Here is a 24,138-nt window from a genome sequence, read left to right as displayed (position 1 = left end):
CATGGCCACCTTGACTTTCCCCCGCATTGCCGCCATCTGCGGCCTGGCCATTTCCCTGCTGGCGCCCGTGGCGCAGGCCGAGCGCATCAAGGATCTGGCCAGCATCGCCGGCGTGCGCCAGAATCAGCTGATGGGCTATGGCCTCGTCGTCGGCCTCGACGGCAGCGGCGACCAGACCACGCAGACGCCGTTTACCATTCAGAGCGTGGCGGCGATGCTGCAGCAGCAGGGTATCAACTTGCCGCAAGGCACCAGTTTGCAGCTGAAAAACGTGGCCGCCGTGATGGTGACGACGGCCTTGCCCGCGTTTGCCCAGCCGGGCCAGTTGCTCGACGTGACCGTGTCGTCGATGGGCAATGCGAAAAGCTTGCGCGGCGGCACTTTATTAATGACGCCGCTGAAGGGCGCCGATGGCCAGGTGTATGGCATGGCGCAGGGCAACGTGCTGGTGGGCGGCGTGGGCGCGCAGGCGGCCGGCAGCTCCGTCGTCATCAATCACCTGAGCGTGGGCCGCATCTCGGGCGGCGCCACCGTCGAGCGCACCGTGCCTTCGGCGCTGGGCGCCAACAACACCATTCGCCTGGAATTGAACGCCACCGATTTCGCCACCGCCAGCCGCGTGGTCGACGCCATCAACAGCCGCTACGGCGCCGGCACGGCCGCCGCGCTGGACGGCCGCGTAATCCAGGTGCAGTCGCCGAGCGGCAGCGACCAGCGCGTGTCCTTCCTGGGCCAGCTGGAAAGCATCGAAGTCAATCCGGCCCGCCTGGCGGCCAAGGTCATCATGAATGCGCGCACCGGTTCCGTCGTCATGAACCAGTCCGTGACCCTGGAAACGTGCGCCATTTCGCACGGCAACCTGTCCGTCACCATCAATGTCGAGCCGCAGGTGAGCCAGCCGGCGCCGCTGTCGGGCGGACGCACGGTGGTCACGCAGACGGCGCAGATTGATATCAAGAAGGAACCGGGCAAGGTCATGCTGGTCAAGGGCGGCGCTTCGCTGTCCGACGTGGTCAAGGCATTGAACGCCATCGGCGCCTCGCCGCAAGACTTGCTGGCCATCTTGCAGGCGATGAAGGCGGCCGGTTCGCTGCGCGCCGAACTCGAAATTATCTGATGGACACGCCATGATCAGCCAAACCGACCTCAGCAATACCGCCGCCTATGACGTCAAGGGCATGGATGGCTTACGCCAGTCCGCCAAGGCGAAGGACCCCGCCGCCCTGAAAGAGGCGGCCACGCAATTCGAAGCCATGTTCATCAACATGATGATGAAAAGCATGCGCGAAGCCACGCCGCAGGACGGCATCATGGATAGCCAGCAAAGCAAGATGTACACCTCGATGCTGGACCAGCAGACGAGCCAGAACCTGGCCAAGCGGGGCACGGGCCTGGCGGACGTGCTGATCCGCCAGCTGTCGTCGTCGAACCAGGCGCTGGCCGCCGACGGCGCCGAAGCGCCGTCGCCCCGGTCTTCCAGCATGGCGCAGGCGCTGGCCGCGTTCCGCCAGCAGCAGGGCGCCCTCACGGAAGGCGCGGGCAGCGCCGCCGGCGCCGGCAAGACCCTCAGCGACAAGGCCAACGCCACGCAGGCGCCGCATGTGCGCGCCTTCCAGGAAAAGCTGGGCGTGCATGCGGAAGAGGCCAGCCGCGCCACCGGCATCCCGGCCAAATTCATGCTGGGCCAGGCGGCGCTGGAAACGGGCTGGGGCAAGCGCGAAATCATCAGCCGCGACGGCAGCAGCAGCCACAACCTGTTCGGCATCAAGGCCAGCGCCGACTGGAAGGGCAAGGTCACGGAAGCCGTCACGACGGAATATGTGAATGGCAAGGCGCAGCGCAAGGTGGAGAAATTCCGCGCCTACGACAGCTACGCGGACAGCTTCAAGGATTATGCACAGTTGATTACCAACAACAAACGCTATGAAAAAGTGCTGGCCAGCGCGGGCGACGCCAGCACCTTTGCCCAGGGCTTGCAAAAGGCCGGCTATGCGACGGACCCGAATTACGCTGCCAAACTGACAAAAATCATCAAGCATTCGCTGGTCGGCTAATCCCCCGCCTGACCCTGAGGCAGCGCGGGCGCTTCAAGTTTTGTCCGCGGATGCCGTTAATACTCATGACAGTAACCAATAAGACACCATGACTTCGAATCTACTCAGCATCGGTAAGAGCGGTTTGCTTGCAGCGCAGGTGGGCCTGTCGACGACCGGGCATAACATCACCAATGCCAACGTGGACGGTTACAACCGCCAGGTGGTGCTGCAGCAGACGGCGCAGTTCAACAATGCCGGCTATGGCTTCGTTGGCAATGGTACTGAGGTATCGCAAGTCAAGCGCCAGTACGACGGTTTCATGGCGGCCCAGGTGAATGCCGCGCAGTCGGCCACCAGTTCGCTCGACGCGTATTACACGCAGATCACGCAGATCGACAATATGCTGGCCGATCCCACGGCCGGGCTGTCGCCGGCGATGGCCGATTTCTTCAAGGGCGTGCAGGATTTCAGCTCGAACCCCTCGTCCGTCTCGTCGCGCCAGGCATTGCTGTCGAGCGCCAATTCGCTGACGGCGCGCTTCCAGGGCCTCAGCGCGCGCCTGACGGAAATCGGCGAAGGCGTCAATTCGCAGATCACCTCGAACGTGAAGGTGATCAACTCCTACGCTAAGCAGATCGCGGACCTGAATACCTCGATTACCAACCTGACCGTGAATGAAAGCAATCAGCCCAACGATTTGCTGGACCAGCGCGACCAGTTGATCACGGAGCTGAACAAATACGTCAAGGCAACGGTTCAGCCTGGCGCAGGCAACTCGATTACCGTGTCGATCGGCTCGGGCCAGCCGCTGGTGGTGGGCGACAAGAACTTCGAGCTGGCCGTCACGCCGTCGCCGACGGACCCGCACCGCCTGGACGTGGGCTATGTGACGGGCACCAGCGTCACCAAGCTGTCGGAAAGTTCCTTGAGCGGCGGCGCGCTGGGCGGCTTGCTGGAATTCCGCAGCGGCAGCCTGGACCGCATCCAGAATTCGCTGGGCAAGGTGGCCATCGCGCTCGCGTCCAGCTTCAATGAACAGCACAAGCTGGGCCAGGACTTGAATGGCGACCTGGGGGGCGACTTCTTCAAGCTGCCCGATCCCGTCATTGGCGCCGACTACCGCAACAACGCGACCAGCACGACCGCGCTGTCGGCCAAGGTCAGCGATCCGACCAAGCTGACGGCCAGCGATTATGCCGTGAAGTACGACGGCACGAACTATGTGGTGACGCGCCAGAGCGACGGCGCGAAAACGACCATCAACCCGTATCCGCAAACGGTGCCGCAAACCATCGACGGCGTGGATTTCTCGATCTCGGGCACGGCTGCCGAAGGCGACAACTTCATGGTCAGGCCGACGGCCCACGGCGCTGCCGACCTGGCCGTGGCGATTACCGACCGCAACAAGCTGGCTGCCGGCGCGCCGATCACCACGGCCGCGCCCGTCAGCAACACGGGCAGCGGCAAGCTCGGTGCCGGTAGCGTGGACAAAGCCTATTTAACGCCGGGCAACGCCTTGACGGGGCCAGTCACCTTGACCTATGACAAGGCGACCACCTCTTTGACGGGCTTCCCCGCGGGCCAGGCCGTGACGGTGAAAGGCTTGAACGGCGCGACCACCACGTATCCGGCCGGCACGGCGAACATCCCCTACACGGAAGGCGACAGCTTCAGCTTTGGCGGCATCAACGTCAACATGACGGGGGTGCCGGCGCAGGGCGATAAATTCACCATCGCGCCGAACACGGGCGGCGTGGGCGACAACCGCAATGCTTCCTTGCTGGCGGGCTTGCAGACGAAAAACATTCTCGACGGCGGCAAGGCCACGTTCCAGGGTTCGTACGCGGAAACCGTCAGCTATGTCGGCAACAAGACGCGCGAAGTGCAGGTCAGCGGCCTGGCCAGTCTGGCCTTGCTGCAGCAGACCAGCACGCAGCAGCAGGCCGTTTCCGGCGTCAACCTCGATGAAGAGGCGGCCAACCTGCTGCGCTACCAGCAAGCCTACCAGGCTTGCGGCAAGGTCATGCAGATCGCCAGCACCCTGTTCGACGTGGTCATCGGCCTCGGACGTTAATAATTCAAGCGGCGGCACCTGGCGTCCGCCGCCATCAGGAAGGGCAGCATCATGCGCATCAGTACCAAAATGATCTATGACGCGGGCAGCACGCAGCTGAACAATCTGCAGGGCGCGTTGAACCGTACCCAGATGCAACTGTCGGCGAACCGCCGCAACCTGACGCCGGCCGACGACCCGATCGCCTCGGCGCGCGCGCTGGAAGTGACGCAGTCGCAATCGATCAATACGCAATTCGTGACGAACCGCTCGAACGCCAAGAATTTCCTGTCGCAGGAAGAGCTGGCGCTGGCCAGCACCACCTCGCTGATCGCCGACGTGCAGGACCTGGTGCTGAAGGCGGGCAATCCGGCCTTGAAGGATATCGACCGCCAGAGCCTGGCGACGGAACTGAAGGGGCGTCTGACCGACCTGATGGGCATCGCCAACACATCCGACAACGCGGGCGGCTATCTGTTCGGCGGCTACAAGTCGACGACGCAGCCGTTCAGCCAGACGCCGGGCGGCGCCACCTACGTGGGCGACCAGGGCCAGCGCGAGCTGCAAGTGGGTTCGGCCCGCTACCTGGCCACCAGCGACTCGGGCGCGACCGTGTTCGAGAACAATTTGACGGGCAACGGCAAGTTCACCACGGCCGCCGATCCGGGCAACTTCACGCGCGGCGGCGCCGGCATTATTTCCGGCGGCACCGTCACCGATCCCACCAAGTTGACGGGGCATAAGTACTCGATCGACTTCCAGGTGACGGGCACGGGCACGGATGCCAAAACGACCTATACCGTGACGGACGTGACCCTGGGTCAGACCATCCCGAATCCCGCCGTGCCGGTGGCCTATAAATCGGGCGATGCCATCAACTTTGACGGTCAGCAAGTCAATGTGGCGGGCAAGCCGGCCGACCTGGACAAGTTTACCCTGGAGCCTAGCGGCAAGGAATCGATCTTTACCACGATTACCAACCTGATCGGCGCGCTGGGCCAGCCGGCCTCGGGCGACGCAGGGCAGGCGCGCCTGACGGCCAGCCTGAACACGGCGCACGATATTCTCGACACGGCCTACGACAATGTGCTGTCCGTGCGCGCGGAAGTCGGTTCGCGCCTGAAGGAACTCGACACGCTCGACAGCGCCGGCGACGACCTCGACCTGCAATATGCGAGCACCCTGTCGGGCTTGCAGGACCTGGACATGGTGAAGGCGATTTCCCAGTTCAGCCAGCAGCAGATCACCCTGCAGGCGGCGCAGAAATCCTTTACCTCGATCTCGGGCCTGTCGCTGTTCAATTACATCAGCTAGGCGGTCCGCATCGCGGGCTGACCGGCAAGCCGGGGCAGGGAGGATATCTCCCTGCCCCGGCTTTTTTGCGTCCGCAAGATGGCCATCTTGACAAGATATGCAGGCAAACTGTGCAGTCTACCTGTATATCTGTTATAGTAGGGGCCGTTGATCCACCACACGGCTACCATGACCACCCCGCAAGAAGACCACGAACAAGTTCTGCAACTGGCCGGTGAATTGCGCATCCTGGTCGGCAAACTGCGCCGCCGCCTGCGCGAGGAAGCGCACCTGGGCGACGTCAGCATGTCGCAGGCATCCGTACTCAGCCGTCTTGAGCGCGACGGCCCGGCCACGGCCAGCAGCCTGGCGCGCGCCGAAGGCATGCGGCCCCAGTCGATGGCCGCCACCGTGCAAGCCTTGACGGCAGCGCGGATGGTGACGGGTTCGCCCGATCCGCTCGATGGCCGGCAAACGCTGTTGACCCTGACGGACAGCTGCCGCGCCTGGATCGCGGCCAGCCGCGCCGCGCGCGAAGACTGGCTGGCGCGCACCATCGAAACCCGGCTCACGCCGGCCGAAGTCACCGAGCTGGACAAAGCGGTGGCCTTACTCAAACGCTTGGCGGAGTGATCCGCTGAATTTTCCACCACGACCCCGGCAAGGAGCCCGCACGCCCAGATGAACAACACATTCCGTTCGTTACGCAATCCCAATTACCGTATCTGGGCCGGCGGCGCCCTCGTGTCGAATATCGGCACGTGGATGCAGCGCACGGCGCAGGATTGGCTGGTGCTGAGCGAATTGACGCAGCACAATGCCAGCGCCGTCGGCATCGTCATGGCCTTGCAATTCGGCCCGCAACTGCTGTTGCTGCCCCTGACGGGCATGGCGGCCGACTTGCTCGATCGCAGGAAATTGTTGTTGTGCACGCAGGCGGCCATGGGCTTGCTGGCGCTGGGACTCGGGATCTTGTGCATCAGCGGCCTGGTACAACTGTGGCATGTGTATGTGTTTGCTTTCCTGCTGGGCTGCGTGACGGCCTTCGATGCGCCCGTGCGCCAGACTTTCGTGGCCGACATCGTCGGCGAGGAAGATTTGACCAACGCCGTGGCCCTCAATTCCACCTCGTTCAATGCGGCGCGCATGCTGGGCCCTGCCGTGGCCGGATTACTCATCAGCAGCGTCGGCAGCGGCTGGGTCTTCATCATCAACGCCGTCAGTTTTGCCGCCGTGATCGGTTCGCTGTTGCTGCTGCGCGTGGAATTGCTGCGCCGCGCGCCGCGCGTCAAGGCCAGCCGGGCCAGCCTGGGCGAGGGTTTCCGCTATGTGCGCCAGCGGCCCGACCTGATGGCTATTTTGCTGATGCTGTTCCTGATCGGCACTTTCGGCCTGAACTTCCCGATTTTCCTGTCGACCATGTCGGTGACGGCCTTCCATGCGGGCGCCGGCCAGTATGGCGTGCTCAGCTCCATCATGGCGTGCGGCTCCGTGGCCGGTGCCCTGCTGGCGGCGGGGCGGGGCCAGCCGACGCTGGCCTTGCTGCTGGGAGCGGCGGCGCTGTTCGGCCTGGCCTGCGCGCTGGCCGCCGTGATGCCCAATTACTGGCTGTTCGGCATGATGCTGGTGGTCATCGGTATTGCTGCGCAAACCTTTACCACCAGCGTCAACAGCAGCGTGCAACTGTCGACGGCGCCCGCCATGCGGGGCCGGGTGATGGCCATCGTGCTGGCGATCTCGGCCGGCGGCACGCCGCTGGGCGCGCCCGTCGTGGGCTGGGTGGCCGACACCTTCGGCCCGCGCTGGGCGCTGGGCATCGCCGCGCTGTCGGGCCTGGCGGCGGCGCTGGTCGGCGTGCGCTACCTGGTCAAGCATCAGCAGCTGCGTTTGAATGCCGACCTGCTGCGCTGGCGCGTGGCGCCCGGCAGCGACCAGTCCTGACGCTGGCCCTCAGGGCGGCAGCAGGGCCGTGCGGGCGGCGGCCAGGATGGCCGCGCTCAAGCCGTCGAGCAGGCTGGAGGCGGCGCGTGCCGTGTGCCAGTGCAGCTGCACATCCAGGGGCGTATCCGGCAGCAGCTCGAGCAGCGCGCCCGTATCAAGATGGGGCTGGATCAGCGCCTGCGGGTGCAAGCCCCAGCCCATTCCAGCCAGGGCGGCCGTGACGAAGGCATGCGAAGAAGGCAGGGCATGGCGCGGCAGCTCCACGTGCCGGTGGCACAGGCGCCGCACCCAACGCGATTGCAGCTCGTCCTTGGCATTGAAGACGAGGCTGGGCGCCAAGGCCAGGCTGGCGGCACCGACGCCCTGGGCAAAATACCGCTGCAGGAAGGCGGGACTGGCGGCCGCCAGGTAGCGCATGGCGCCCAGCGGGCGGCTGTTGCAGCCCGATGCGGGCCGGGCCGTGGCGCTGACGGCGGCCAGCACGGCGCCGCTGCGCAGCCATTCGGCCGTGTGGTCCTGGTCGTCCACGGCCACTTGCAGCAGCACCGGGTGGGCGGCCGCAAAGGCGGCGATGGCGGGCGCCAGCCAGGTGGCCAGGCTGTCCGCATTCACGGCGACGGGCACGCTGGCGCGCGGCACGCCCAGTGCTGTCTGCGCCAGCGCCGGCAAGGCGCCCTGCAAATCCTGTTCCAGCAGCTGCACCTGGTCCACGTGCCGGCACAGGCGCCGGCCCGTGTCCGTGGCGCGGCAGGGCTGGTCGCGTATCACCAGCGCGCAGCCGACGCGCTCTTCCAGCAGGCGGATGCGCTGCGAAATGGCCGATGGCGTCACGTGCAAGGCGCGCGCCGCGCGCTCGAAACTGCCTTCGCGGATCACTGCGGCCAGGGCGCTGAGCGATGCATAGTCGAGCATGGATGAAGTTTTCCTTAATTGGCAACAGAAAAGGTAGTTTGCCTTCATTTTATCGGGCAGGCAAGATGCGTGCATGACACTCTCGATCGCCGCTACCCCACCCACTTTTTCCATCTTTCTCCAGGGCTTGACCCTGGGCCTGGGACTCATCGTCGCCATCGGCTCGCAAAATGCCTTTGTCTTGCGGCAAGGCTTGCGCCGCGAACATGTGGGCGCCATCGTGCTGTTTTGCGCCCTGGCCGATGCGGCGCTGATCGGCGCCGGGGTGCTGGGCATGGCCCATGCGCTGGGACAGCGCCCCTTGCTGGCCAGCGCGCTGGCGCTGGGCGGTGCCGTGTTCCTGGCCGTCTACGGTTGGCAAGCCCTGCGGCGCGCCCGCCGGCCGCAACAGTTGCGCGCCGCCGAGGGCGGGGGCGGACTGGGACTGGTTGCCGTGCTGGCCCAGGCGGCCGCGTTTACCTTGCTCAACCCGCATGTGTATCTGGATACGGTATTGCTGGTGGGAAGTATTGGCGCGCAGCAACCGGGCGCGTTGCGCGGCTGGTTTATTGCTGGCGCCAGCGCGGCCAGCCTGCTGTGGTTTGCTTGTCTGGGTTATGGCGCGCGCTGGCTGGCGCCATGGTTTGCGCGGCCCCGCGCCTGGCAAGTGCTCGATGGCTTGATCGGCGTCACCATGTTCGTGCTGTCCGCCTTGCTGCTGCGCCACGCGCTGGGCTGGCAGCCCTGATCAGGGCGCGGGCGGCAGCGGTTTGGCCGGTGACGCAGGGCGCAGGGGATTCGGCGGCGCGGGCGGCGGCGGCCGGTCGCGCGTGGCAAAGCCGCGCGGCAGCAGCCGCGCCGTTTCTATGCCGCGCAGGAACATGTTCTGGAACGGCGTGGCCAGGTAGGGCAAGACCATGCTGATCACCAGCAAGCCCACGCCCAGGGTGACGGGGAAGCCGATCCCGAAAATGTTCAGCTGCGGCGCAGCGCGCGTCAAGATGCCCAGCGCCACGTTGGTCAGCAGCAAGGCGGCGATGATGGGCAGCGAAATCTGCAGGCCGGAACGGAAGATTTCCCCGCCCCAGGCGGCCAGTTGCTGGAAACCGCCGCCGCTGATGGGACTCGATGAAATCGGCAGGCTGATGAAGCTTTCCGCCAGCGCCGCCAGCAAGACCAGATGGCCATTGACTGTGAGAAACATCAACGTGGCCAGCATGACGAGGAACTGGCTGATGGCGGACGACCTGCCCTTGGTTTGCGGGTCGAAGAACGAGGCGAAGCCCAGGCCCATGGTCAGGCTGCTGATCTCGCCGGCCATTTCGATGGCGGAAAACACGATGCGGATGGAAAAGCCCATGGCCAGGCCCACCAGCATCTCTTGCGTGAGGATCAGCAAGCCGGGCAAGGACATCGGGTTGACGGCAGGCAATGCCGGCACGGTGGGGGCGATGATCATGGCCAGCAGCGCGCCCAGGGTCACCTTGACGGTGGCCGGCACGGACGCGTTGCCGAACAGGGGGGCGGCCGCGATCAGGCCGAGGATGCGGCTAAGCGGCCACAGCAGTGCTGCGATCCACGTGTTCAGTTCGATGCTCGACAGGGTCAGCATGGCGTATGCCGCGGCCCCATGCCTAGCCGACCAGGTTCGGAATGCCGGTAAATACCTGGCGCATATAGTCGAGCATGACAGACAGCATCCACGGGCCGGCCACGACGAGGGCGACGAAAATGCCGACCAGCTTGGGGATGAAGGACAGGGTCGCCTCGTTGATCTGCGTGGCCGCCTGGAAAATACTCACGATCAAGCCGATGATGAGGGCGACCAGCAGCATGGGCGCGGCCACCATCAGGGTGATTTCCATCGCATGGCGGCCCAGGGTCATGACGCTTTCGGGTGTCATTTATTTCCCCTAGTAAAAACTCTGTGACAGCGAGCCCAGCAGCAACTGCCAGCCATCGACGAGCACGAACAGCATCAGCTTGAACGGCAGCGAGATGGTCGCCGGCGACATCATCATCATACCCATCGACATCAGCACGCTGGCGACCACCATGTCGATGATCAGGAACGGGATGAAGATGGCAAAGCCGATCTGGAACGCCGTTTTCAGCTCGCTGGTGACGAAGGCGGGCACGAGGATGCGCAGCGGCACGTCTTCCGGGCCTTGCAGGGCCGGCGAGCGCGACATCTTGGCGAACAGGGCCAGGTCGGCCTGGCGCGTCTGCTTGAGCATGAAGGTTTTCAGGGGATCGACGCCCTTGTCCATCGCCTGCTGCATGGTGATCTTGTTTTCCTGATACGGTTGATACGCATCCGTATAGATCTTGTCGAACACGGGGCCCATGACGAACAGGGTCAAAAACAGGGCCAGGCCCACCAGCACCTGGTTCGGCGGCGCCGATTGCGTGCCGATGGCCTGGCGCAGCAGCGACAGCACGATGATGATGCGCGTAAAGCAGGTCATCATCAGCAAGGCCGCCGGCAGGAAGGTGAGCGACGTCATCAGGATGAGCGTCTGCACCGGCAACGAGTAATTCTGGCCGCCGCCCGGCGCCGGCGTGCTGCTGAAGGCGGGGATGCCCGGCTGGGCCAGTGCCCACAGCGGCAAGGCCAGGGCGGCTGCCGCCAGCAGCCAGGTCAGGGGAGTCTTGATATTGCTCAATACCTGCGCTTGCGTCCGCGTCACGTGCTTCATTGCCTGCTTATTTCCCATTGCGTTTTTCGATGGTCTGTTTCAGCCATTCGGAAAAATTGGCGGCCGCGGGGCCGTTTTGCGCCGTGGCCAGTTGCGGCAACTCGCCTTCCTGGCGCGGCATGGTGGCCAGCGCATTGATCCTGCCGGGCGAGGCGCCGACGACGATCCACTGGTCGGCCACTTCGACGAGGACGATGCGTTCGCGTCCGCCCAGGTTGAGCGAGCTGACGACGCGCATCTTGCTGTTGCCGCCCATCACTTTCGGGCCATAGCGCTTCATGAACCAGGCCAGGCCGATCAGCAGGGCCAGCACGAAGACGAGCGCCAGGATGGTTTGCAGCAGGCTGCCGGCCGAGCTTGTCGGCGCCATCGTCATCGGGGCGCCGGGCGGCATGGCGGGCAGGGCGGCGGCAGGCGCGGGGGCCGTCTCGGCAGCGGCGGGCACAGCCGCAGCTTTCTCAACAGCAACCTCGCCCGGCGCGCTGGCGCTGGCGGCGCTGGCCGCCGGCGCCGACGCGGCTGCCGGTTCCGCGTGGGCAATGCTGCATGCCGCCAGGAGCGGCAGCACGGTGGAAATCAACAGGCCAGGCTTCATTTATTGAGTTTTCGGATGCGTTCGGAAGGCGTGATGATGTCGGTCAGGCGGATGCCGAACTTGTCATTCACCACCACCACTTCGCCCTGGGCGATCAGGCAGCCGTTGACCAGCACGTCCATCGGTTCGCCGGCCAGGCCGTCGAGCTCGACCACGGAACCCTGTGCCAGCTGCAGCAGGTTCTTGATGGCGATCTTGGTGCGGCCCAGTTCGACCGTCAGCTGCACGGGGATATCGAGGATGAAATCGATATCGTTGTGCGTTTCCGACTTTGAAGCCTGCTTGGAAAAGTCCTTGAACACGGCGGCGCTGGCCGCGCTGGCCGTATTGGCGGCCTGGTTCTGCAGCGCTTCCGCTTCCGCCTTGGCCTGCTCGGCAATGGCCGCGCCCCAATCGTCTTCCGCGCTTTGGTCGTCTTGGTTGTCAGACATGTGTTTCTCCTGTTGTACAGATGCGGGCCGCAGCGCGACCCGGATATTTATTTAGTGATTACTCATGTTATCGGAATTGGCCAATAACTTTTCAACCTTCAGCGCATATTGTCCGTTCAACACGCCATACGTGCAATCCATCACGGGCACGCCGTCGACGGTGGCGGCGATCAGTTCGGGAATATTCAGCGGGATGATGTCGCCCACCTTCATGTTCAGAATCTCGTCGAACGACACGCGCGCCGTGCCCAGCGACGCCACCAGCTCGACTTCGGCGATCTGGATCTGCTGCGTCATCAGGCGGATCCAGCGCTTGTCCACTTCCAGCGCTTCGCCCTGCAGGCTCGAGGTCAGCGAGTCGCGGATCGGCTCGATCATCGAATACGGCATGCAGAAGTGGATTTGCCCGGAAACGGAGCCCAGTTCCACCGTAAACGTGGACGCCACCACCACTTCGTTCGGCGTGGCGATGTTGGCGAACTGCGTGTTCATTTCTGAACGGATATATTCGAACTCGACGGGGAAGACCGGCTCCCACGACTTGGTATAGGCTTCGAAGACGATGTCGAGGATGCGCAGGATGATGCGCTGCTCCGTCTGCGTAAAGTCGCGGCCCTCGACGCGCGTATGAAAACGTCCGTCGCCGCCGAACAGATTGTCGACCAACAAGAAGACGAGGCCCGGATCGAAGACCATCAGGGCCGTGCCGCGCAGCGGCTTCATGTGCACCAGGTTCAGATTGGTGGGCACCACCAGGTTACGGATGAACTCGCTGTATTTCGACACGCGCACGGAGCCCACCGACACTTCCGCGCTGCGGCGCAGGAAGTTGAACAGGCCCACGCGCAGCAGGCGGGCGAAACGCTCGTTGATAATTTCCAACGTTGGCATCCGGCCGCGCACGATGCGCTCCTGGGTTGCCAGGTTGTAGGTACGAACTCCCGTGACATCTTCCGGCGCCTGCGCGTCGTCCTGGTCTCCGTTGACGCCCTTCAGAAGGGCATCGACTTCTTCCTGGGAGAGGAAATTATCGGCCATGGCTGCTTATTGAATGATGAATGCGGTAAATAATACGTCCGTCACGTCCTGCTCCGGCCCTTTGTCCTCGAACGGCTGGTTCACCTGATTGATGATTTCGGCCGCCAGTTGCTGCTTGCCTTCCACGGTATTGAGTTCGGATGCTTTCTTGCCCGACAGCAGCAGCAACAAGCGGCTGCGCACTTTCGGCATGTTGACCTTGATCAAGTCCATTTCTTCCGGGCTGCTGGCCTGCAAGGTAAACGCGATTTGCAGGTATTGCTCGCCATTTTCCGGCTGCAAGTTGACGGTGAAGGCATCGATGGGCACGAAAACGGGCGGACCTGCCTTGGAAGCGGCATGTTTCTTCTTGCTGGGCGCCGCTTCTTCCTTATCGGCCTTGCCATGCAGGAAATACCAGGCGGCACCGCCACCGACGCCGCCAGCCACCAGCACCGAGGCCAGCACGATGATCAGAAGCTTCTTTTTCGAGGCGCCGGCCGGGGCCAGGCCTGCATCTGCTTTCGGATCTGCTTTCATTTTTGGATTTGCTTTCAATGGTACTCGAGTGCATGGAAGTGGATCACGACGCCATTATGTCATTATCGGCAAATTCTGCGCAGAAGGATGCAGTGAAAAGAGGGCGGAAGCGCCCTCAACTCGCTGTTTTTAGACGAAAAGTTACGCCTTGGGGCGCGCCAGCGGCTGGCGGACGACGAATTGTCCTCAGGCAAAGGTATCCACGGCACTCAGGCTGGGCCGGCCGCGTGTGCCCGCCGCTGGCGCGATGGCGATTTCGCCACCCGCTACGCCGCCGCCCTGGCCATTGCCGCGGCGCTCGCCAGAGGCGGCACGCTCGCCCTGGTTTTGCTGTTCCGGCGTGCCGGCCGAGACGGTGGCGCTGCCGAAGGCGATGCCCGCTTCACTCATCATTTCGCGCAGGCGCGGCATGGCCGCTTCCAGCGCCTGGCGTACTTCGGGCTGGGCCGACATGAAGGCGGCATCGGCCTGGTCATTGGTGACGGTCAGGACCACTTGCACCGGGCCCAGGTCGGGCGGATTCAGGGTCAGGGTGGCGCTCTGGTCGCCACCGGCCGCCATCCACACGACTTTCTGCCCCAGCTGCTGGTCCCAGGCCGGCGTGCCGACCCGGCCCGTCAGCTTGTCGGCCGGCACGGCCACGGCGGCGGCAGCCTGCTGCAGCGCGCCCGGCTGCAACTGGGCCGCCAGGCGGCTCAGGTCGGCAGGAGTTTCCTTGAGAATCGGTTCGGCCACGGCGGCGCCGGCCTTGGCGGTGGCGGCCAACTGGGCATCGATGGCCAGTTTTCCCGCCTCGGCCTTGCCGCTTGGCAAGCTGGCGCCTGGCTGGCTGCTGCCGGCAACTGCCTTGCCCTGGGCCTGGCCCAGGCTGGCGGCAAAGTCGCCGCTGTCCGCTGGCGTGGCGGCGGCAGCCTTGCCGCTGCCCTGGCCGGCTGCCAGCAATGGCCCCGTGGCCAGGCCCTTGGCATCGACCTTGATGCCGGCGCGCGCGGGCTGTTCCGGCACGGCCTTGGCTGCCGGCGGCTGGATGGCCAGCTGGATGCTGCCTACCAGGGCCAGCATGTCGGCGGCCGGATCGGCTGGCGGCGCGGTTTCGGCGGGCACGCTGGCCTCAGCCGCGGTGCTGGAAGCATCGCCATTGGCTGGCTTGGCCGCCTCGGCAACCGGGGCGGGCGGCTGCTCGCTGCCGGCCGCCGGTTCGGTGCCCGCTTGCGCCGGCTTCGCTTCGCTGGCGGGCGCCTGGGGCGCGGGGGGCGGCGTGGCGGCAGGGCTGGCTGGGCGGGCCGCCGGTGCGGGTGCTTGCGCTTGCTCCATGGCGCGGCTGGCCTGCCGCTGTTCGATCTGGCGGTTCAGGGTGCGCTGGAAGTCGCCCGCCGTGCCGCCGGTGGACGGCTGGCTGCGGTTGGCGGCGCCCGGCGTGGCGTTCGGCGAGACGATCTGGGAAATCGGGGTTGGCTGGGTTTGCATGATGCTGCCTCAGTGTTGCTTAGCGTTTGTAATAGGCTTGTCGCGCCGCGTGCTCATCCATTGCTTTCTGGTCGCGCTTGTTTTCCAGCTTCAGCGCCTGTTCCTGCGCCCGGTTGTTCAGGGTGGTGTACGACATGCGCTTGCGTTCGGCCAGCTGCCAACGCATCTTTTCATTCTCGCTGCGCGCTTGCGCATGCTCGACCACTTGCTGCTGGCCCAGGATGGCGCTGTCGAGCTTGACCATGAAGGCCTGGAAGTTGCGGTAGGCCATGGGCGTGATGCCGCTGCTCATGCTCGTCTCGAAGCGCTTGGCATAGTCGTCGCGGTAGCCGGACAGCATGTCGAGCTTCTGGCGGCAATCGTCGAGCGCTTTCAGGGCCGCGCCCAGGCGCTTGGCGCAATCATCCGTTTCGCGCTGGGCGAGGTCGATCAGGGTTGCAAGTTGGGAAGGAGAAGCCATGGCTGATTATATTCCCGCTGTGCAAGCCCTAATCAGTCAAATAGAGCGGTAAGTTGCCCCAAGCTCTCGTCCATGCTGACCCGCTCCGTGATTTGCTGCTGCAAAAACGCTTCGATCTTATCGTGCAGGGCGATGGCCTGGTCCAGCACGGGGTCGGTGCCGGCGCTGTAGGCGCCCACGCTGATCAGGTCGCGGCTGCGCTCGTAGCGCGAATACAGCTGTTTCAGCTTGCGCGCCTGCTGCTGGTGTTCGTGCGTGGTGATCGAGTGGGCGGCGCGCGAAATCGATTGCTCGATGTCGATGGCGGGATAATGGCCCGCTTCGGCCAGGCGGCGGTTCAGCACGATATGCCCATCCAGGATGGCGCGCGCCGAGTCGGCGATCGGGTCTTGCTGGTCGTCGCCCTCGGTCAGCACGGTGTAGAAGGCGGTGATCGAGCCGCCGCCTTCCTCGCCATTGCCGGCCCGCTCCACCAGCACGGGCAGCTTGGCGAAGACGGATGGCGGATAGCCCTTGGTGGCGGGCGGCTCGCCGATGGCCAGGGCGATTTCGCGCTGCGCCATGGCGTAGCGGGTCAGCGAATCCATGATCAAGAGCACGTTTTGCCCCTGGTCGCGGAAATGTTCGGCGATCGCCGTCGCATACGCGGCCCCTTGCAGGCGCATCAGCGGCGGCGTGTCGGCCGGCGCGGCCACGACGACGGAACGGGCCAGGCCTTCCGGCCCCAGGATTTGCTCGATGAATTCCTTGACTTCGCGGCCCCGTTCGCCGATCAGGCCGACGACGATCACGTCCGCCTCCGTGTAGCGGGCCATCATGCCCAGCAGCACGCTTTTACCGACGCCGGAACCGGCGAACAGGCCCATGCGCTGGCCACGGCCCACGGTCAGCATGGCATTGATCGAGCGCACGCCCACGTCGAGCGTATCGACGATGGGCGCGCGGCCAAGGGGGTTGGCGGGGCGCACGTTGATGGGCGCGCTGTCGGTCGTGTGCAGCGGGCCCAGCTGGTCGAGCGGCCGGCCCGCGCCGTCGAGCACGCGGCCCAGCAGTTGCGGCCCCACGGGCAGGTGGCGCGCGCGGTCGCTGGGGCGGCGGCGCGGGTGTGCCACGCTGCCGGGGCGGGGGATGGCCGGTTCGACGGAAAATACGCGCGTGCCGGGCACGATGCCCTCGACGTCGCTTTGCGGCATGAGGAACAGGCGGTCGCCTTCAAAACCCACGACTTCCGCCTCGACCCGGCCGCCATTCGGCAGCGGCACGGTGCAGGCGGCGCCGACGGCCAGGCGCAGGCCCACCGCTTCCATCACCAGGCCGGCCACGCGCGTGACCCGGCCCGAAATCTGCATCGGCTCCACAAAGCCGACCACGGCCGTACAGTCGCTCAGGTAGGCGCGCCAGCGCGCCGCATGGGCGGTGGGGCCTTTGACGGGCTCGCTCACGGCGCCAGCCAGTCCAGGTCCTTGCCCAGCGCATGCGTCAGGCGCTGCCAGCGTGTGGACGCCTGCGCATCGATCTGGTTGCTGGCCGTGTCGATCTTGCAACCGCCGCGTTCCACGGACGGGTCTTCGATGACGCGCCAGCCACCCTTGTCGAGTTCATCGCCGATGCCGTCGCGTACCACTTGCGCGTCTTCGGGGTTGAGCATCAGCAAGGCAGGTTGTTGCAGTACGGGCAAGTATTCGATGGCTTCGCGCACCATCGGCAGCATCAGTTCGGGGCGCACGGGCAAGGCCGTCTTAAGCATGCCCTTGGCCAGTTGCAGGGCCAGCTCCATGACGTCGTTGGCGATCAGCTCGTCGGCCTGCTGCACGGCCGTGCCGAAGTCGACGGCGATGGTTTGCAGGTGCGCCAGTTCCACGGCGGAGGCAGCCTTGCCTTCCGCATACGATTGCGCATGGCCATCGGCATGCCCGGCCGCGTGGCCTTCCGCATAGCCGGCCGCGCGGCCCTCGTCGAAGGCCGTGGCGCGCGCTTCCTCGCGGATGGCGTCGAGTTCTTCCTGTGTCGGGTATTCGAGCGGCGGGGCCAGCTCCTCCTCGTGCAGCTCGGCAAACGGGTCGATTTCCGGTTCGGGATCCGGTTCGAGCAGCTTGCGCGCCGCCACCACGCTGGGGCGCTCGTCGCCAAACGAGGTCATTTCCCAGCGCTGGTAGGCGGTTTGCTGCTCTTTGGGAATCAGATTAGACAAACGAATCCTCGCCTTTTCCGCCTAATACGATCTGCCCTTCGTCCGCCAGGCGGCGCACGATCTGCAGGATCTGCTTCTGCTGCGATTCCACTTCCGACAGGCGCACGGGGCCTTTCGATTCCAGGTCCTCGCGCATCATCTCGCCGGCGCGCTGCGACATGTTCTTGAAGATCTTGTCGCGCAGCTCCTGCGAAGCGCCTTTCAGGGCGATGATCAGCATTTCCGACTGCACTTCGCGCAGCAGCAGCTGGATGCCGCGGTCGTCGATATCGATGACGTTGTCGAACACGAACATTTCGTCCATGATCTTTTGCGCCATGTCATTGTCGTAGTTCTTGATATTGTCCATGACGGAGCCTTCTTGCTCGCCGCTCATGAAGTTCAGGATCTCGGCCGCCGCGCGCACGCCGCCCAGCGACGATTTCTTGATGTTTTCGTTACCGGACAGCAGTTTCGTCAACACATCGTTGAGTTCGCGCAAGGCGGCCGGCTGCACGCCGTCCAGGGTGGCGATGCGCAGCACCACGTCGTTGCGCAGGCGGTCCGTGAAATGGCCGAGGATTTCGCACGCCTGGTCGCGTTCCAGGTGGACCAGGATGGTGGCGATGATCTGCGGGTGTTCGTTGCGGATCAGCTCGGACACGGATTGCGAATCCATCCATTTCAGCGATTCGATGCCGGACGCGTCCTTGCCGCCCAGGATGCGCGACAGCAGCACGGACGCCTTGTCGTCGCCCAGCGCCTTGGTCAGCACCTGGCGGATGTATTCGTCCGAATCGAGGCCGACGGTGGAATTGAGTTCCGTCTGCGCGCGGAAGTCGTCGAGCACCTCGACCACCTGTTCGTGCGCGATGCCCTTCATGGTGGCCATGGCGGCGCCCAGTTTCAGCACTTCGCGCGGGCCGAGGAATTTCATGACCTCGGCCGCTTCGCTCTCGCCCAGTGCCAGCATCAGGATCGATGCTTTTTGCAGTCCCGTTGTCTCAGTCATTATTGCCTATCCATGCTTTGATTACGTTGGCCACCACGCGCGGGTCTTCCTGCGCCAGTTTCCTGGCCATGGCCAGGTTTTCGCGGTAGCCGCGGGCCGTGTCTTCTTCCAGTTCTTCCAGCTCGGCTTCGCTGAGCAGGACTTCGTTTTCTTCGTCCGTCTTCGGCAGTTCCGGCTCGATCACGGGCGGCGGCGCGCCGAAATCGTCGATCTTGCGCATCACGGGGCGCAGCATCGGGCGCACGATCTTGATGAAGATATACAGCAGGATCAGGGCCGTGATGAGGAATTTCGCCAGTTCCTTGGCCAGCGGCAAGTTGGCCGGGTCGCGCCACCACTCCAGCTTGCCTTCCGGCGCGCGGTCGATGCCGTCGAACGGCGAGTTGGCCACGCTGAAGCTGTCGCCGCGCTCCTTGTTGTAGCCCATCGCTTCCTTGACCAGGTTATTGATCTGCACCATTTCGGCAGGCGAAATCGGCGTGACCGTGACCTTGCCATCCTTGCCGATGCTGCGGCGGTAGTTGACGACGACGGCCACCGACAGGCGGCGCAGGCCGCCCATGGATTTCTGCTCGTAGCGCACGGTCTTGTCGACTTCATAATTCGTCGTCGATTCCTTTTGCGTGGGCGCCGTCGGCGCGCCGGCCGGAGCGCCCGGTGCCTCGGCCGTCAGCGGCGCCGTGGCCACGCCAGGCGGCTGGTTCGACAGCGCGCCCGGCACGCCGGACGGGTTGGCATTGCCGGCGCCCGTCGATTCGCTCGTCTGCTGGCTGCGGATGGTGGACGCTTCCGGCGGCGAGTTCGGCTTGTAGGTTTCGGCCGCCTGCTCGCTTTGCGAAAAATCAACATCGGCCGTCGCTTCGGCGCGCACATTGCCTTCGCCGACGATGGGCAGCAAGATCGATTCGACCTGCTTGATCACGCTTTGCTGCAATTGCTGCACGTACTTCAGCTGGTTCGGGTCCAGGCTCTTGATGCCGTTGGCGCGGTCCTTGTCCTTTTCCTGGTTCGACAGCAAGGTGCCGGCCTGGTCGACCACGGTGACATTGATCGGCAGCAACTCCGGCACGCTGGACGCCACCAGGTGCACGATGGCGCTGACCTGCAATTGGTCGAGGCCGCGGCCCGGATGCAGGTTCAGCAGCACGGAAGCCGTGGGTTTTTGCTGGTCGCGCACGAAGACGGACGGTTTGGGCAGGGCCAGGTGGACGCGCGCCGTGTCGACGGCGGACACCGATTCGATCGATTTCGCCAGTTCGCCTTCCAGTGCGCGCTGGAAATTGACCTGTTCCAGGAATTGCGACACGCCCAGCTTCTGGTTTTCCATCAGCTCGAAGCCCACGTTGCCGCCTTTCGGCAAGCCTTGCGCGGCCAGCTTCAGGCGGGCGTCGTGGACTTGCTCGGTCGGCACGAGAATGGCGCCGCCGCCTTCGGAAAACTTGTGCTTGATGCCCAGCTGGTCCAGCGACGCGGTGATGGCGCCGCCGTCGCGGTCCGTGTAGTTGGAGAACAGGACCTTGTATTCGGGCGGCTGGTTCCACATGTAGAGGGCCACGCCGATGGCGACCAGTGCCGCCACGCCCAGGCCGCGCAGGAAATTCTTGCCCATCGGCGTCTTGGCGAAGGCTTGCACGGATTCCACGGGCGAGCGGGCAGGCGCCGGTTCCGGCGGTATGCGGTTCACATCGATTTCTTCGGCTACAGCCATGATTGCCTTCCAGGGCGCGTGTTATTTACGGGTATTGGGTGGTGCGTGGGGGCCGCTTCCTCAGGAGGAGGGGGCGATATGCAGAATTATCCGCCACTGTCACGCGCTTCAATCGTCCAAATAGAAGGCGCTTTTGCCGCCTGCTCGGCCGAGCGGCTGGCGTTGGCGCTGGTATTGTGGAACCCTGGCAACATGTGACGGAAGTTATTGTACCCGTCGTTGCCTTGCAAGCCAGGGTTTTGTTCTCTGGGTGCAACAGGCAAGGAACAGTTATGCAGCAGACCAGAATCGGGAGGCAAAGTGAAAACAGGCGGTATCGATAGCAGCAGGATCGAGGCGATGATCGCGCAACTGAAGTCGGCGGCCACGCGGCCGGAGGCGAAAATACCGGCGATCCAGACCGAAATGCCGGCAGCGAAGGTGAATTTTGCCGATGCCTTCAAGAGCGCGCTCGATTCCGTGAGCGGCGCGCAAAAGGCCTCGTCGGCGCTGGGCCAGCGCTTTACCATGGGTGACGAAAAGGTCAGTCTGTCGGACGTGATGGTATCGATGCAAAAGTCGAGCATCGAATTCCAGGCGACGGTGCAGGTGCGCAACAAGCTCGTATCGGCGTATCACGAGATCATGAATATGCAGGTGTAACTTATGATAACCCCAAGCGCAAGGGCCGGGGTCGGACCTTAAGGACTCGGCGTCCCCGTCCGACCCCAGTCTTCGTTTTGGGTTATCTATGATCAGCCCAACCCTGCCATCCTGGCATTGCGCTCTCGTTCAAGGCGCGTGATATAGCGCTGCACGTGCGCCAGCATGCTGCGCGGCAGGTCGACGAACTGGCAGCCGAGGCGGCGGTTCAGCTTGTTGTTCAGCAAGGTCATGTCCAGCGAATTGCGAATTTGCAAAGTCGCGGTGACGATGCCGACGTCGGGCAAGTCGATGCGGCAGCCTGGGTAGTCCCTGCCGATGGTTTCGCCCAGCATCAGTTTATTGTCGAGGATGGCGATGCCGCCGCAGCTGATGTCGGCCAGCGGGAACAGGGTGTCGGCGCCGCCCAGCGAGGGCGGCAGGGGAATCGCCACGCGCACGGGATTGCTCACGGGCGTCGTCATGCGGTAGTACTCGCGCCGCTGCAAGCGGATCAATGTTTCTGGAATGGCAATTTTCAGGGCGGGCGTGCCGCCGTAGCTGCACTCTTCCACGAGGGCGCTGGCAAACAGGATGCGGATCTTGTCGAGCGAGGTTTCAAACGAAATGCCCGTGGCGGCCACCATGCGCCGGTTCTGGTCGGCGTTCACGGAACGGTCGAGGATGACGGTATTGCGGTCGGCATCGACATCCAGGATGGAAGTGACGCACACATCGGATTCACCGTGGATCAGCATGCGGATCAGCTGGTTCTTTTCGCTGATGCTGCGCAGCAAGGCGATGATTTCCCGCCGCGATTCCACTTCAAAATCATGCCAGTTTTCGAGGCCGGAATCCATAATATGTGCTTGCATTGATGCCTGTCTATGTATCGGTGAGGTTGACGCTGGTGTCGGGCGGCGGCGGGATCGGCCCGCCATTCGCAGATTCAATATGATATAACCAGGCCAGCAGTTCCGCAATCGCCCGATACAGGCCCGGCGGAATCTGGCGGTCCAGGTCGACATCCATCAGCAAGGCCACCAATTCCTTCGATTCATGCACGAAGACGCCGTGTTCGCGCGCCGTGCTGATGATCTGGTCCGCGATCAGGCCGCTGCCCTTGGCCACCACCTTGGGCGCCGGCGTGCCGCTCTGGTAGGCGAGCGCGACGGCCGTCTGCGGCACCTTGCGCCTGGTATCGTCAAGCATCATCGGCTTCCACCGGCACGGCAGCGTCCTGCTTGCCGGCGATCGTCAGCGACGCCAAGGGCCAGCCAGCCGCTTCCAGCGCCGCTTCCAGCCGTGCCGCATGCTGGCGCAGGGTGGCGGCGCTGCCTTCGCTGCCGGCCTGCATCTGGATGGCCACCCGGCCGCCCTGCAAGACCACGTGCGCGGCCAAGTCGCCCAGCAGGGGAAACTGGAAGCGCACATTGCTGCGCCAGGCCGTCGCTTCCTCGTCGCCGTCGCGCCCCTCGTGCTGCTGGCTTTCCGGCGCATCGCGGCTGATATCCCACTGCATCTTCTGGCCGGGCCAGGCTTCGCCCTGCCACTGCACGCGCGCCTGTTCGTGGGTGTGCAGCTGCAAATTGATCAGTTGTGCCGAGGCCAGGTCGGTGCCCGTCCTGAGCGTTTCTCCTGGCTGGGCCTTCTGCATTTGCGGCTCCAGCAGCAGCGACGCGAGCGGACGCTTGCCTTCAGCCCATTCGGCCACATGCGATTCATAGAACAGGCCGCTGCTGCCGACGGCGTCGCGCAGGTTCTGGGCTACCTGGGCGGGATTGGCGCCCGGCGTGGCCATCAGCGGCGTCTTGCCGACCAGGGCCAGGGGCGCACCGGGCACGCTTTCCGCCTGGCTCAGCACAGTGCTGATGGCGCGCGCGGTGGTGCTCAGCTCGGGCGCGGGCGTGTCGCCTGCCAGGGCGGGCAGCAGATTGGCGGGTGTCAGGGGTGCGCGGCTGAGCAGGGTGGCGGCCGTGCTGCTGGCGCGCGTGCCGGCCTGGGCGGCGCCGGCCTGGGGGCCGCGCAGGTCGGCAGCCTCGGGCTCGGCTTCCGCGTCCGCATACGTCAGCTGGGGGCTGGCGGCCTGGTCACGATTATTGCCGATTTGAAAAGAAGGGCGGGGATTGATGCCGATCAAGGTCAGCGGGATTTCCGTGCCCGGCTGGGCGCCGGCGGGCAGTTGCATGCGTGCCGGCGTGCCGGCCACACGTACCAGATAGCTGCCATCGCCCATGCGGGCCAGTACCTGACCCTGCAGGGATTTGCCGATCAGTCCTTGCAGCGAGCGCTGGAACTCGGCCTGGCGCGGGTCGGCGACGGCATCGGCCGCCCGCGTAACCTTGACCGGGGTCAGGGGCGTCATGCCGATGGCATCCATCTTCGGCAACATGGCGCCCCCGCGCGCGCTTACGCGCCGTAGGCGTTGGCCAGGCGCCGCTCCGTGCCGGTGCTGTTGATCAGCTTGGACAATTGTGCCATCCACGGCATGGTCAGGTCGCGGATCTTGCGGTCGTCTTCCAGGATCTGCTTGATCAGGGCGACCTTGCGCTGGCGGCCGGAGGTCTCCAGCACGACTTTTGCTTCATTCGCCTTCAACGCTGCCACATGCGCGCTGATGCGCTGTTCCAGCACTTCCAGTGCGTCCCAATCGGCGTTGGTGGCGGCGGTCACCATCTGGCCCGTCAGGGTCTGCATGGCTTCGTAGGTGGTCAGGACTTCTTGATTCGTCATCATGGGTCAGGCGCTCGCAAGGCTGGGCATACGTTTCAGATCGGCGCCGGGGATGGCGGCGGGCGTGGAACCAATGGCGTTCCAGGTTTCGCGCAGGTCGGTGAGCAGGCGCTGTACTTCTTCCAGCAGGGTGACGTCGTTGTTCAGGTTGGCCGTCAGCAGGCGCGCGCTCATGTATTCATACAGGGCGTCGAGGCCTTCGGCGATCTGGCCGCCCGCTTCCTTGTTCAGGCTGGCGCGCAAGCCATTGTCGATGATCTGGATGGCTTTCGAGATGGACTTGCCTTTTTCTGGAATATTGCCCGATTTCATGTGCATCTGCGCGCTGAGCACGGCCACCAGGGCGCCGTCGTACAGCATCACGATCAGCTTGTGCGGCGAGGCCGAGCCTATGCCCGTTTCCAGGCCGACCTTGGCATAGGCGTTGACGCCGCGTTGTTGGGTTCCAAACATATATTCTCCTGATGATAG

The 24,138-nt window shown here is 64.5% G+C and carries 28 protein-coding genes; 8 read left to right on the top strand and 20 right to left on the bottom strand.

What is annotated here, in order from left to right; genetic code table 11:
* Window position 1 precedes the first annotated feature (1 nt).
* The 6 genes from IGS61_RS11325 (at window position 2) to IGS61_RS11300 (ending at window position 7,323) form a co-directional block, all read left to right on the top strand.
* The gene (locus tag IGS61_RS11325) at window positions 2–1,117 is read left to right on the top strand and encodes a flagellar basal body P-ring protein FlgI (protein WP_230539681.1); all 1,116 of its coding nucleotides are present in this window, start codon (window positions 2–4) and stop codon (window positions 1,115–1,117) included.
* A gap of 10 nt (window positions 1,118–1,127) precedes the next feature.
* Entirely contained in the window at window positions 1,128–2,054 is a 927-nt protein-coding gene (gene flgJ, locus IGS61_RS11320; RefSeq protein ID WP_230539680.1) for a flagellar assembly peptidoglycan hydrolase FlgJ, read from the top strand.
* Between the two features lie 88 nt (window positions 2,055–2,142).
* Window positions 2,143–4,110 carry a flagellar hook-associated protein FlgK gene (flgK, locus tag IGS61_RS11315; RefSeq protein ID WP_230539679.1) on the top strand — a complete coding sequence of 656 codons (1,968 nt, stop codon included), beginning with the start codon at window positions 2,143–2,145 and terminating at the stop codon, window positions 4,108–4,110.
* A gap of 51 nt (window positions 4,111–4,161) precedes the next feature.
* Window positions 4,162–5,403, top strand: a complete 1,242-nt coding sequence (gene flgL / locus IGS61_RS11310; protein WP_230539678.1) for a flagellar hook-associated protein FlgL — start codon at window positions 4,162–4,164, stop codon at window positions 5,401–5,403.
* A gap of 168 nt (window positions 5,404–5,571) precedes the next feature.
* Window positions 5,572–6,015, top strand: coding sequence for a MarR family winged helix-turn-helix transcriptional regulator (locus IGS61_RS11305; protein ID WP_230539677.1), 444 nt, complete (start codon window positions 5,572–5,574; stop codon window positions 6,013–6,015).
* Window positions 6,016–6,063: 48 nt separating this feature from the next.
* A complete protein-coding gene (locus tag IGS61_RS11300) occupies window positions 6,064–7,323 on the top strand; it encodes an MFS transporter (RefSeq protein ID WP_230539676.1) in 1,260 nt (419 codons plus the stop codon).
* Between the two features lie 9 nt (window positions 7,324–7,332).
* Here IGS61_RS11300 and IGS61_RS11295 read toward each other — a convergent pair whose 3' ends face one another.
* Window positions 7,333–8,235: a LysR family transcriptional regulator ArgP gene (locus IGS61_RS11295; protein ID WP_230539675.1), complete on the bottom strand. Its 903-nt coding sequence runs from the start codon at window positions 8,233–8,235 to the stop codon at window positions 7,333–7,335.
* Between the two features lie 73 nt (window positions 8,236–8,308).
* Here IGS61_RS11295 and IGS61_RS11290 point away from each other — a divergent pair, with 73 nt between their 5' ends.
* Window positions 8,309–8,962, top strand: a complete 654-nt coding sequence (locus tag IGS61_RS11290) for a LysE/ArgO family amino acid transporter (protein ID WP_230539674.1) — start codon at window positions 8,309–8,311, stop codon at window positions 8,960–8,962.
* On the opposite strand, the gene fliR is transcribed toward IGS61_RS11290, so the two are convergent.
* From fliR to IGS61_RS11220, 14 genes are all read right to left on the bottom strand, one after another.
* Window positions 8,963–9,826: a flagellar biosynthetic protein FliR gene (gene fliR / locus IGS61_RS11285; protein WP_230539673.1), complete on the bottom strand. Its 864-nt coding sequence runs from the start codon at window positions 9,824–9,826 to the stop codon at window positions 8,963–8,965.
* A 22-nt stretch (window positions 9,827–9,848) separates the two neighbouring features.
* Window positions 9,849–10,118 (bottom strand): flagellar biosynthesis protein FliQ, encoded by a 270-nt coding sequence (fliQ, locus tag IGS61_RS11280; RefSeq protein WP_035821365.1) that lies wholly within the window; start codon window positions 10,116–10,118, stop codon window positions 9,849–9,851.
* 9 nt (window positions 10,119–10,127) lie between these two features.
* The gene (fliP, locus tag IGS61_RS11275) at window positions 10,128–10,913 is read right to left on the bottom strand and encodes a flagellar type III secretion system pore protein FliP (protein ID WP_230539672.1); all 786 of its coding nucleotides are present in this window, start codon (window positions 10,911–10,913) and stop codon (window positions 10,128–10,130) included.
* Window positions 10,914–10,920: 7 nt separating this feature from the next.
* The gene (gene fliO / locus IGS61_RS11270) at window positions 10,921–11,508 is read right to left on the bottom strand and encodes a flagellar biosynthetic protein FliO (RefSeq protein ID WP_230539671.1); all 588 of its coding nucleotides are present in this window, start codon (window positions 11,506–11,508) and stop codon (window positions 10,921–10,923) included.
* The gene (fliN, locus tag IGS61_RS11265) at window positions 11,505–11,939 is read right to left on the bottom strand and encodes a flagellar motor switch protein FliN (protein ID WP_034754038.1); all 435 of its coding nucleotides are present in this window, start codon (window positions 11,937–11,939) and stop codon (window positions 11,505–11,507) included. Before fliN ends, fliO begins: the two co-directional genes overlap by 4 nt.
* A gap of 51 nt (window positions 11,940–11,990) precedes the next feature.
* On the bottom strand, window positions 11,991–12,977 hold the full coding sequence (gene fliM / locus IGS61_RS11260; RefSeq protein WP_230539670.1) for a flagellar motor switch protein FliM: 987 nt from the start codon (window positions 12,975–12,977) through the stop codon (window positions 11,991–11,993).
* Window positions 12,978–12,983: 6 nt separating this feature from the next.
* A complete protein-coding gene (fliL, locus tag IGS61_RS11255) occupies window positions 12,984–13,496 on the bottom strand; it encodes a flagellar basal body-associated protein FliL (RefSeq protein WP_230539669.1) in 513 nt (170 codons plus the stop codon).
* Between the two features lie 186 nt (window positions 13,497–13,682).
* Entirely contained in the window at window positions 13,683–14,963 is a 1,281-nt protein-coding gene (locus tag IGS61_RS11250) for a flagellar hook-length control protein FliK (protein WP_230539668.1), read from the bottom strand.
* Window positions 14,964–14,982: 19 nt separating this feature from the next.
* Window positions 14,983–15,423, bottom strand: coding sequence for a flagellar export protein FliJ (gene fliJ, locus IGS61_RS11245; protein ID WP_230539667.1), 441 nt, complete (start codon window positions 15,421–15,423; stop codon window positions 14,983–14,985).
* Between the two features lie 32 nt (window positions 15,424–15,455).
* Entirely contained in the window at window positions 15,456–16,772 is a 1,317-nt protein-coding gene (gene fliI / locus IGS61_RS11240) for a flagellar protein export ATPase FliI (protein WP_230539978.1), read from the bottom strand.
* An 89-nt stretch (window positions 16,773–16,861) separates the two neighbouring features.
* Entirely contained in the window at window positions 16,862–17,563 is a 702-nt protein-coding gene (locus tag IGS61_RS11235; protein ID WP_230539977.1) for a flagellar assembly protein FliH, read from the bottom strand.
* Window positions 17,564–17,606: 43 nt separating this feature from the next.
* Window positions 17,607–18,605 carry a flagellar motor switch protein FliG gene (gene fliG / locus IGS61_RS11230; RefSeq protein WP_034787109.1) on the bottom strand — a complete coding sequence of 333 codons (999 nt, stop codon included), beginning with the start codon at window positions 18,603–18,605 and terminating at the stop codon, window positions 17,607–17,609.
* Window positions 18,598–20,313, bottom strand: a complete 1,716-nt coding sequence (fliF, locus tag IGS61_RS11225) for a flagellar basal-body MS-ring/collar protein FliF (protein ID WP_230539666.1) — start codon at window positions 20,311–20,313, stop codon at window positions 18,598–18,600. Before fliF ends, fliG begins: the two co-directional genes overlap by 8 nt.
* 86 nt (window positions 20,314–20,399) lie before the next feature.
* A complete protein-coding gene (locus IGS61_RS11220) occupies window positions 20,400–20,756 on the bottom strand; it encodes a hypothetical protein (RefSeq protein WP_230539990.1) in 357 nt (118 codons plus the stop codon).
* Here IGS61_RS11220 and fliE point away from each other — a divergent pair.
* Complete coding sequence (fliE, locus tag IGS61_RS11215; protein ID WP_230539976.1) at window positions 20,653–20,955, top strand: flagellar hook-basal body complex protein FliE; 303 nt, start codon at window positions 20,653–20,655, stop codon at window positions 20,953–20,955. The genes IGS61_RS11220 and fliE overlap by 104 nt on opposite strands.
* A gap of 92 nt (window positions 20,956–21,047) precedes the next feature.
* On the opposite strand, the gene IGS61_RS11210 is transcribed toward fliE, so the two are convergent.
* From IGS61_RS11210 to fliS, 5 genes are read right to left on the bottom strand one after another with little or no spacing between them, the layout of a single operon-like run.
* Entirely contained in the window at window positions 21,048–21,794 is a 747-nt protein-coding gene (locus IGS61_RS11210) for a flagellar brake protein (RefSeq protein WP_230539665.1), read from the bottom strand.
* Window positions 21,795–21,819: 25 nt separating this feature from the next.
* Window positions 21,820–22,146 (bottom strand): EscU/YscU/HrcU family type III secretion system export apparatus switch protein, encoded by a 327-nt coding sequence (locus IGS61_RS11205; protein WP_034787205.1) that lies wholly within the window; start codon window positions 22,144–22,146, stop codon window positions 21,820–21,822.
* A complete protein-coding gene (locus IGS61_RS11200) occupies window positions 22,139–23,326 on the bottom strand; it encodes a flagellar hook-length control protein FliK (RefSeq protein ID WP_230539664.1) in 1,188 nt (395 codons plus the stop codon). The genes IGS61_RS11205 and IGS61_RS11200 overlap by 8 nt, the downstream gene beginning before the upstream one ends.
* A gap of 17 nt (window positions 23,327–23,343) precedes the next feature.
* Window positions 23,344–23,670: a flagellar protein FliT gene (locus IGS61_RS11195; protein WP_230539663.1), complete on the bottom strand. Its 327-nt coding sequence runs from the start codon at window positions 23,668–23,670 to the stop codon at window positions 23,344–23,346.
* 3 nt (window positions 23,671–23,673) lie between these two features.
* The gene (fliS, locus tag IGS61_RS11190; protein ID WP_230539662.1) at window positions 23,674–24,120 is read right to left on the bottom strand and encodes a flagellar export chaperone FliS; all 447 of its coding nucleotides are present in this window, start codon (window positions 24,118–24,120) and stop codon (window positions 23,674–23,676) included.
* Window positions 24,121–24,138: the final 18 nt, after the last annotated feature.

The organism is Janthinobacterium sp. FW305-129, from assembly GCF_020858115.1.
Classification (GTDB): domain Bacteria; phylum Pseudomonadota; class Gammaproteobacteria; order Burkholderiales; family Burkholderiaceae_D; genus Janthinobacterium.
This window is presented reverse-complemented; position numbering and strand designations above follow the sequence as displayed.

What these genes read in the sequence shown, in the direction of transcription:
- fliO (WP_230539671.1), bottom strand. Translation starts at nt 11,508, where the DNA reads ATGAAGCCTGGCCTGTTGATTTCCACCGTGCTGCCGCTCCTGGCGGCA.
- IGS61_RS11305 (WP_230539677.1), top strand. Translation starts at nt 5,572, where the DNA reads ATGACCACCCCGCAAGAAGACCACGAACAAGTTCTGCAACTGGCCGGT.
- IGS61_RS11205 (WP_034787205.1), bottom strand. Translation starts at nt 22,146, where the DNA reads ATGCTTGACGATACCAGGCGCAAGGTGCCGCAGACGGCCGTCGCGCTC.
- fliE (WP_230539976.1), top strand. Translation starts at nt 20,653, where the DNA reads ATGATCGCGCAACTGAAGTCGGCGGCCACGCGGCCGGAGGCGAAAATA.
- IGS61_RS11300 (WP_230539676.1), top strand. Translation starts at nt 6,064, where the DNA reads ATGAACAACACATTCCGTTCGTTACGCAATCCCAATTACCGTATCTGG.
- IGS61_RS11290 (WP_230539674.1), top strand. Translation starts at nt 8,309, where the DNA reads ATGACACTCTCGATCGCCGCTACCCCACCCACTTTTTCCATCTTTCTC.
- IGS61_RS11235 (WP_230539977.1), bottom strand. Translation starts at nt 17,563, where the DNA reads ATGACCTCGTTTGGCGACGAGCGCCCCAGCGTGGTGGCGGCGCGCAAG.
- flgL (WP_230539678.1), top strand. Translation starts at nt 4,162, where the DNA reads ATGCGCATCAGTACCAAAATGATCTATGACGCGGGCAGCACGCAGCTG.
- fliR (WP_230539673.1), bottom strand. Translation starts at nt 9,826, where the DNA reads ATGCTGACCCTGTCGAGCATCGAACTGAACACGTGGATCGCAGCACTG.
- fliQ (WP_035821365.1), bottom strand. Translation starts at nt 10,118, where the DNA reads ATGACACCCGAAAGCGTCATGACCCTGGGCCGCCATGCGATGGAAATC.
- fliJ (WP_230539667.1), bottom strand. Translation starts at nt 15,423, where the DNA reads ATGGCTTCTCCTTCCCAACTTGCAACCCTGATCGACCTCGCCCAGCGC.
- IGS61_RS11195 (WP_230539663.1), bottom strand. Translation starts at nt 23,670, where the DNA reads ATGATGACGAATCAAGAAGTCCTGACCACCTACGAAGCCATGCAGACC.
- IGS61_RS11295 (WP_230539675.1), bottom strand. Translation starts at nt 8,235, where the DNA reads ATGCTCGACTATGCATCGCTCAGCGCCCTGGCCGCAGTGATCCGCGAA.
- fliF (WP_230539666.1), bottom strand. Translation starts at nt 20,313, where the DNA reads ATGGCTGTAGCCGAAGAAATCGATGTGAACCGCATACCGCCGGAACCG.
- IGS61_RS11210 (WP_230539665.1), bottom strand. Translation starts at nt 21,794, where the DNA reads ATGGATTCCGGCCTCGAAAACTGGCATGATTTTGAAGTGGAATCGCGG.
- IGS61_RS11200 (WP_230539664.1), bottom strand. Translation starts at nt 23,326, where the DNA reads ATGTTGCCGAAGATGGATGCCATCGGCATGACGCCCCTGACCCCGGTC.
- IGS61_RS11325 (WP_230539681.1), top strand. Translation starts at nt 2, where the DNA reads ATGGCCACCTTGACTTTCCCCCGCATTGCCGCCATCTGCGGCCTGGCC.
- IGS61_RS11250 (WP_230539668.1), bottom strand. Translation starts at nt 14,963, where the DNA reads ATGCAAACCCAGCCAACCCCGATTTCCCAGATCGTCTCGCCGAACGCC.
- flgK (WP_230539679.1), top strand. Translation starts at nt 2,143, where the DNA reads ATGACTTCGAATCTACTCAGCATCGGTAAGAGCGGTTTGCTTGCAGCG.
- fliM (WP_230539670.1), bottom strand. Translation starts at nt 12,977, where the DNA reads ATGGCCGATAATTTCCTCTCCCAGGAAGAAGTCGATGCCCTTCTGAAG.
- fliL (WP_230539669.1), bottom strand. Translation starts at nt 13,496, where the DNA reads ATGAAAGCAGATCCGAAAGCAGATGCAGGCCTGGCCCCGGCCGGCGCC.
- flgJ (WP_230539680.1), top strand. Translation starts at nt 1,128, where the DNA reads ATGATCAGCCAAACCGACCTCAGCAATACCGCCGCCTATGACGTCAAG.
- fliS (WP_230539662.1), bottom strand. Translation starts at nt 24,120, where the DNA reads ATGTTTGGAACCCAACAACGCGGCGTCAACGCCTATGCCAAGGTCGGC.
- fliG (WP_034787109.1), bottom strand. Translation starts at nt 18,605, where the DNA reads ATGACTGAGACAACGGGACTGCAAAAAGCATCGATCCTGATGCTGGCA.
- fliI (WP_230539978.1), bottom strand. Translation starts at nt 16,772, where the DNA reads ATGCAGATTTCGGGCCGGGTCACGCGCGTGGCCGGCCTGGTGATGGAA.
- fliN (WP_034754038.1), bottom strand. Translation starts at nt 11,939, where the DNA reads ATGTCTGACAACCAAGACGACCAAAGCGCGGAAGACGATTGGGGCGCG.
- fliP (WP_230539672.1), bottom strand. Translation starts at nt 10,913, where the DNA reads ATGAAGCACGTGACGCGGACGCAAGCGCAGGTATTGAGCAATATCAAG.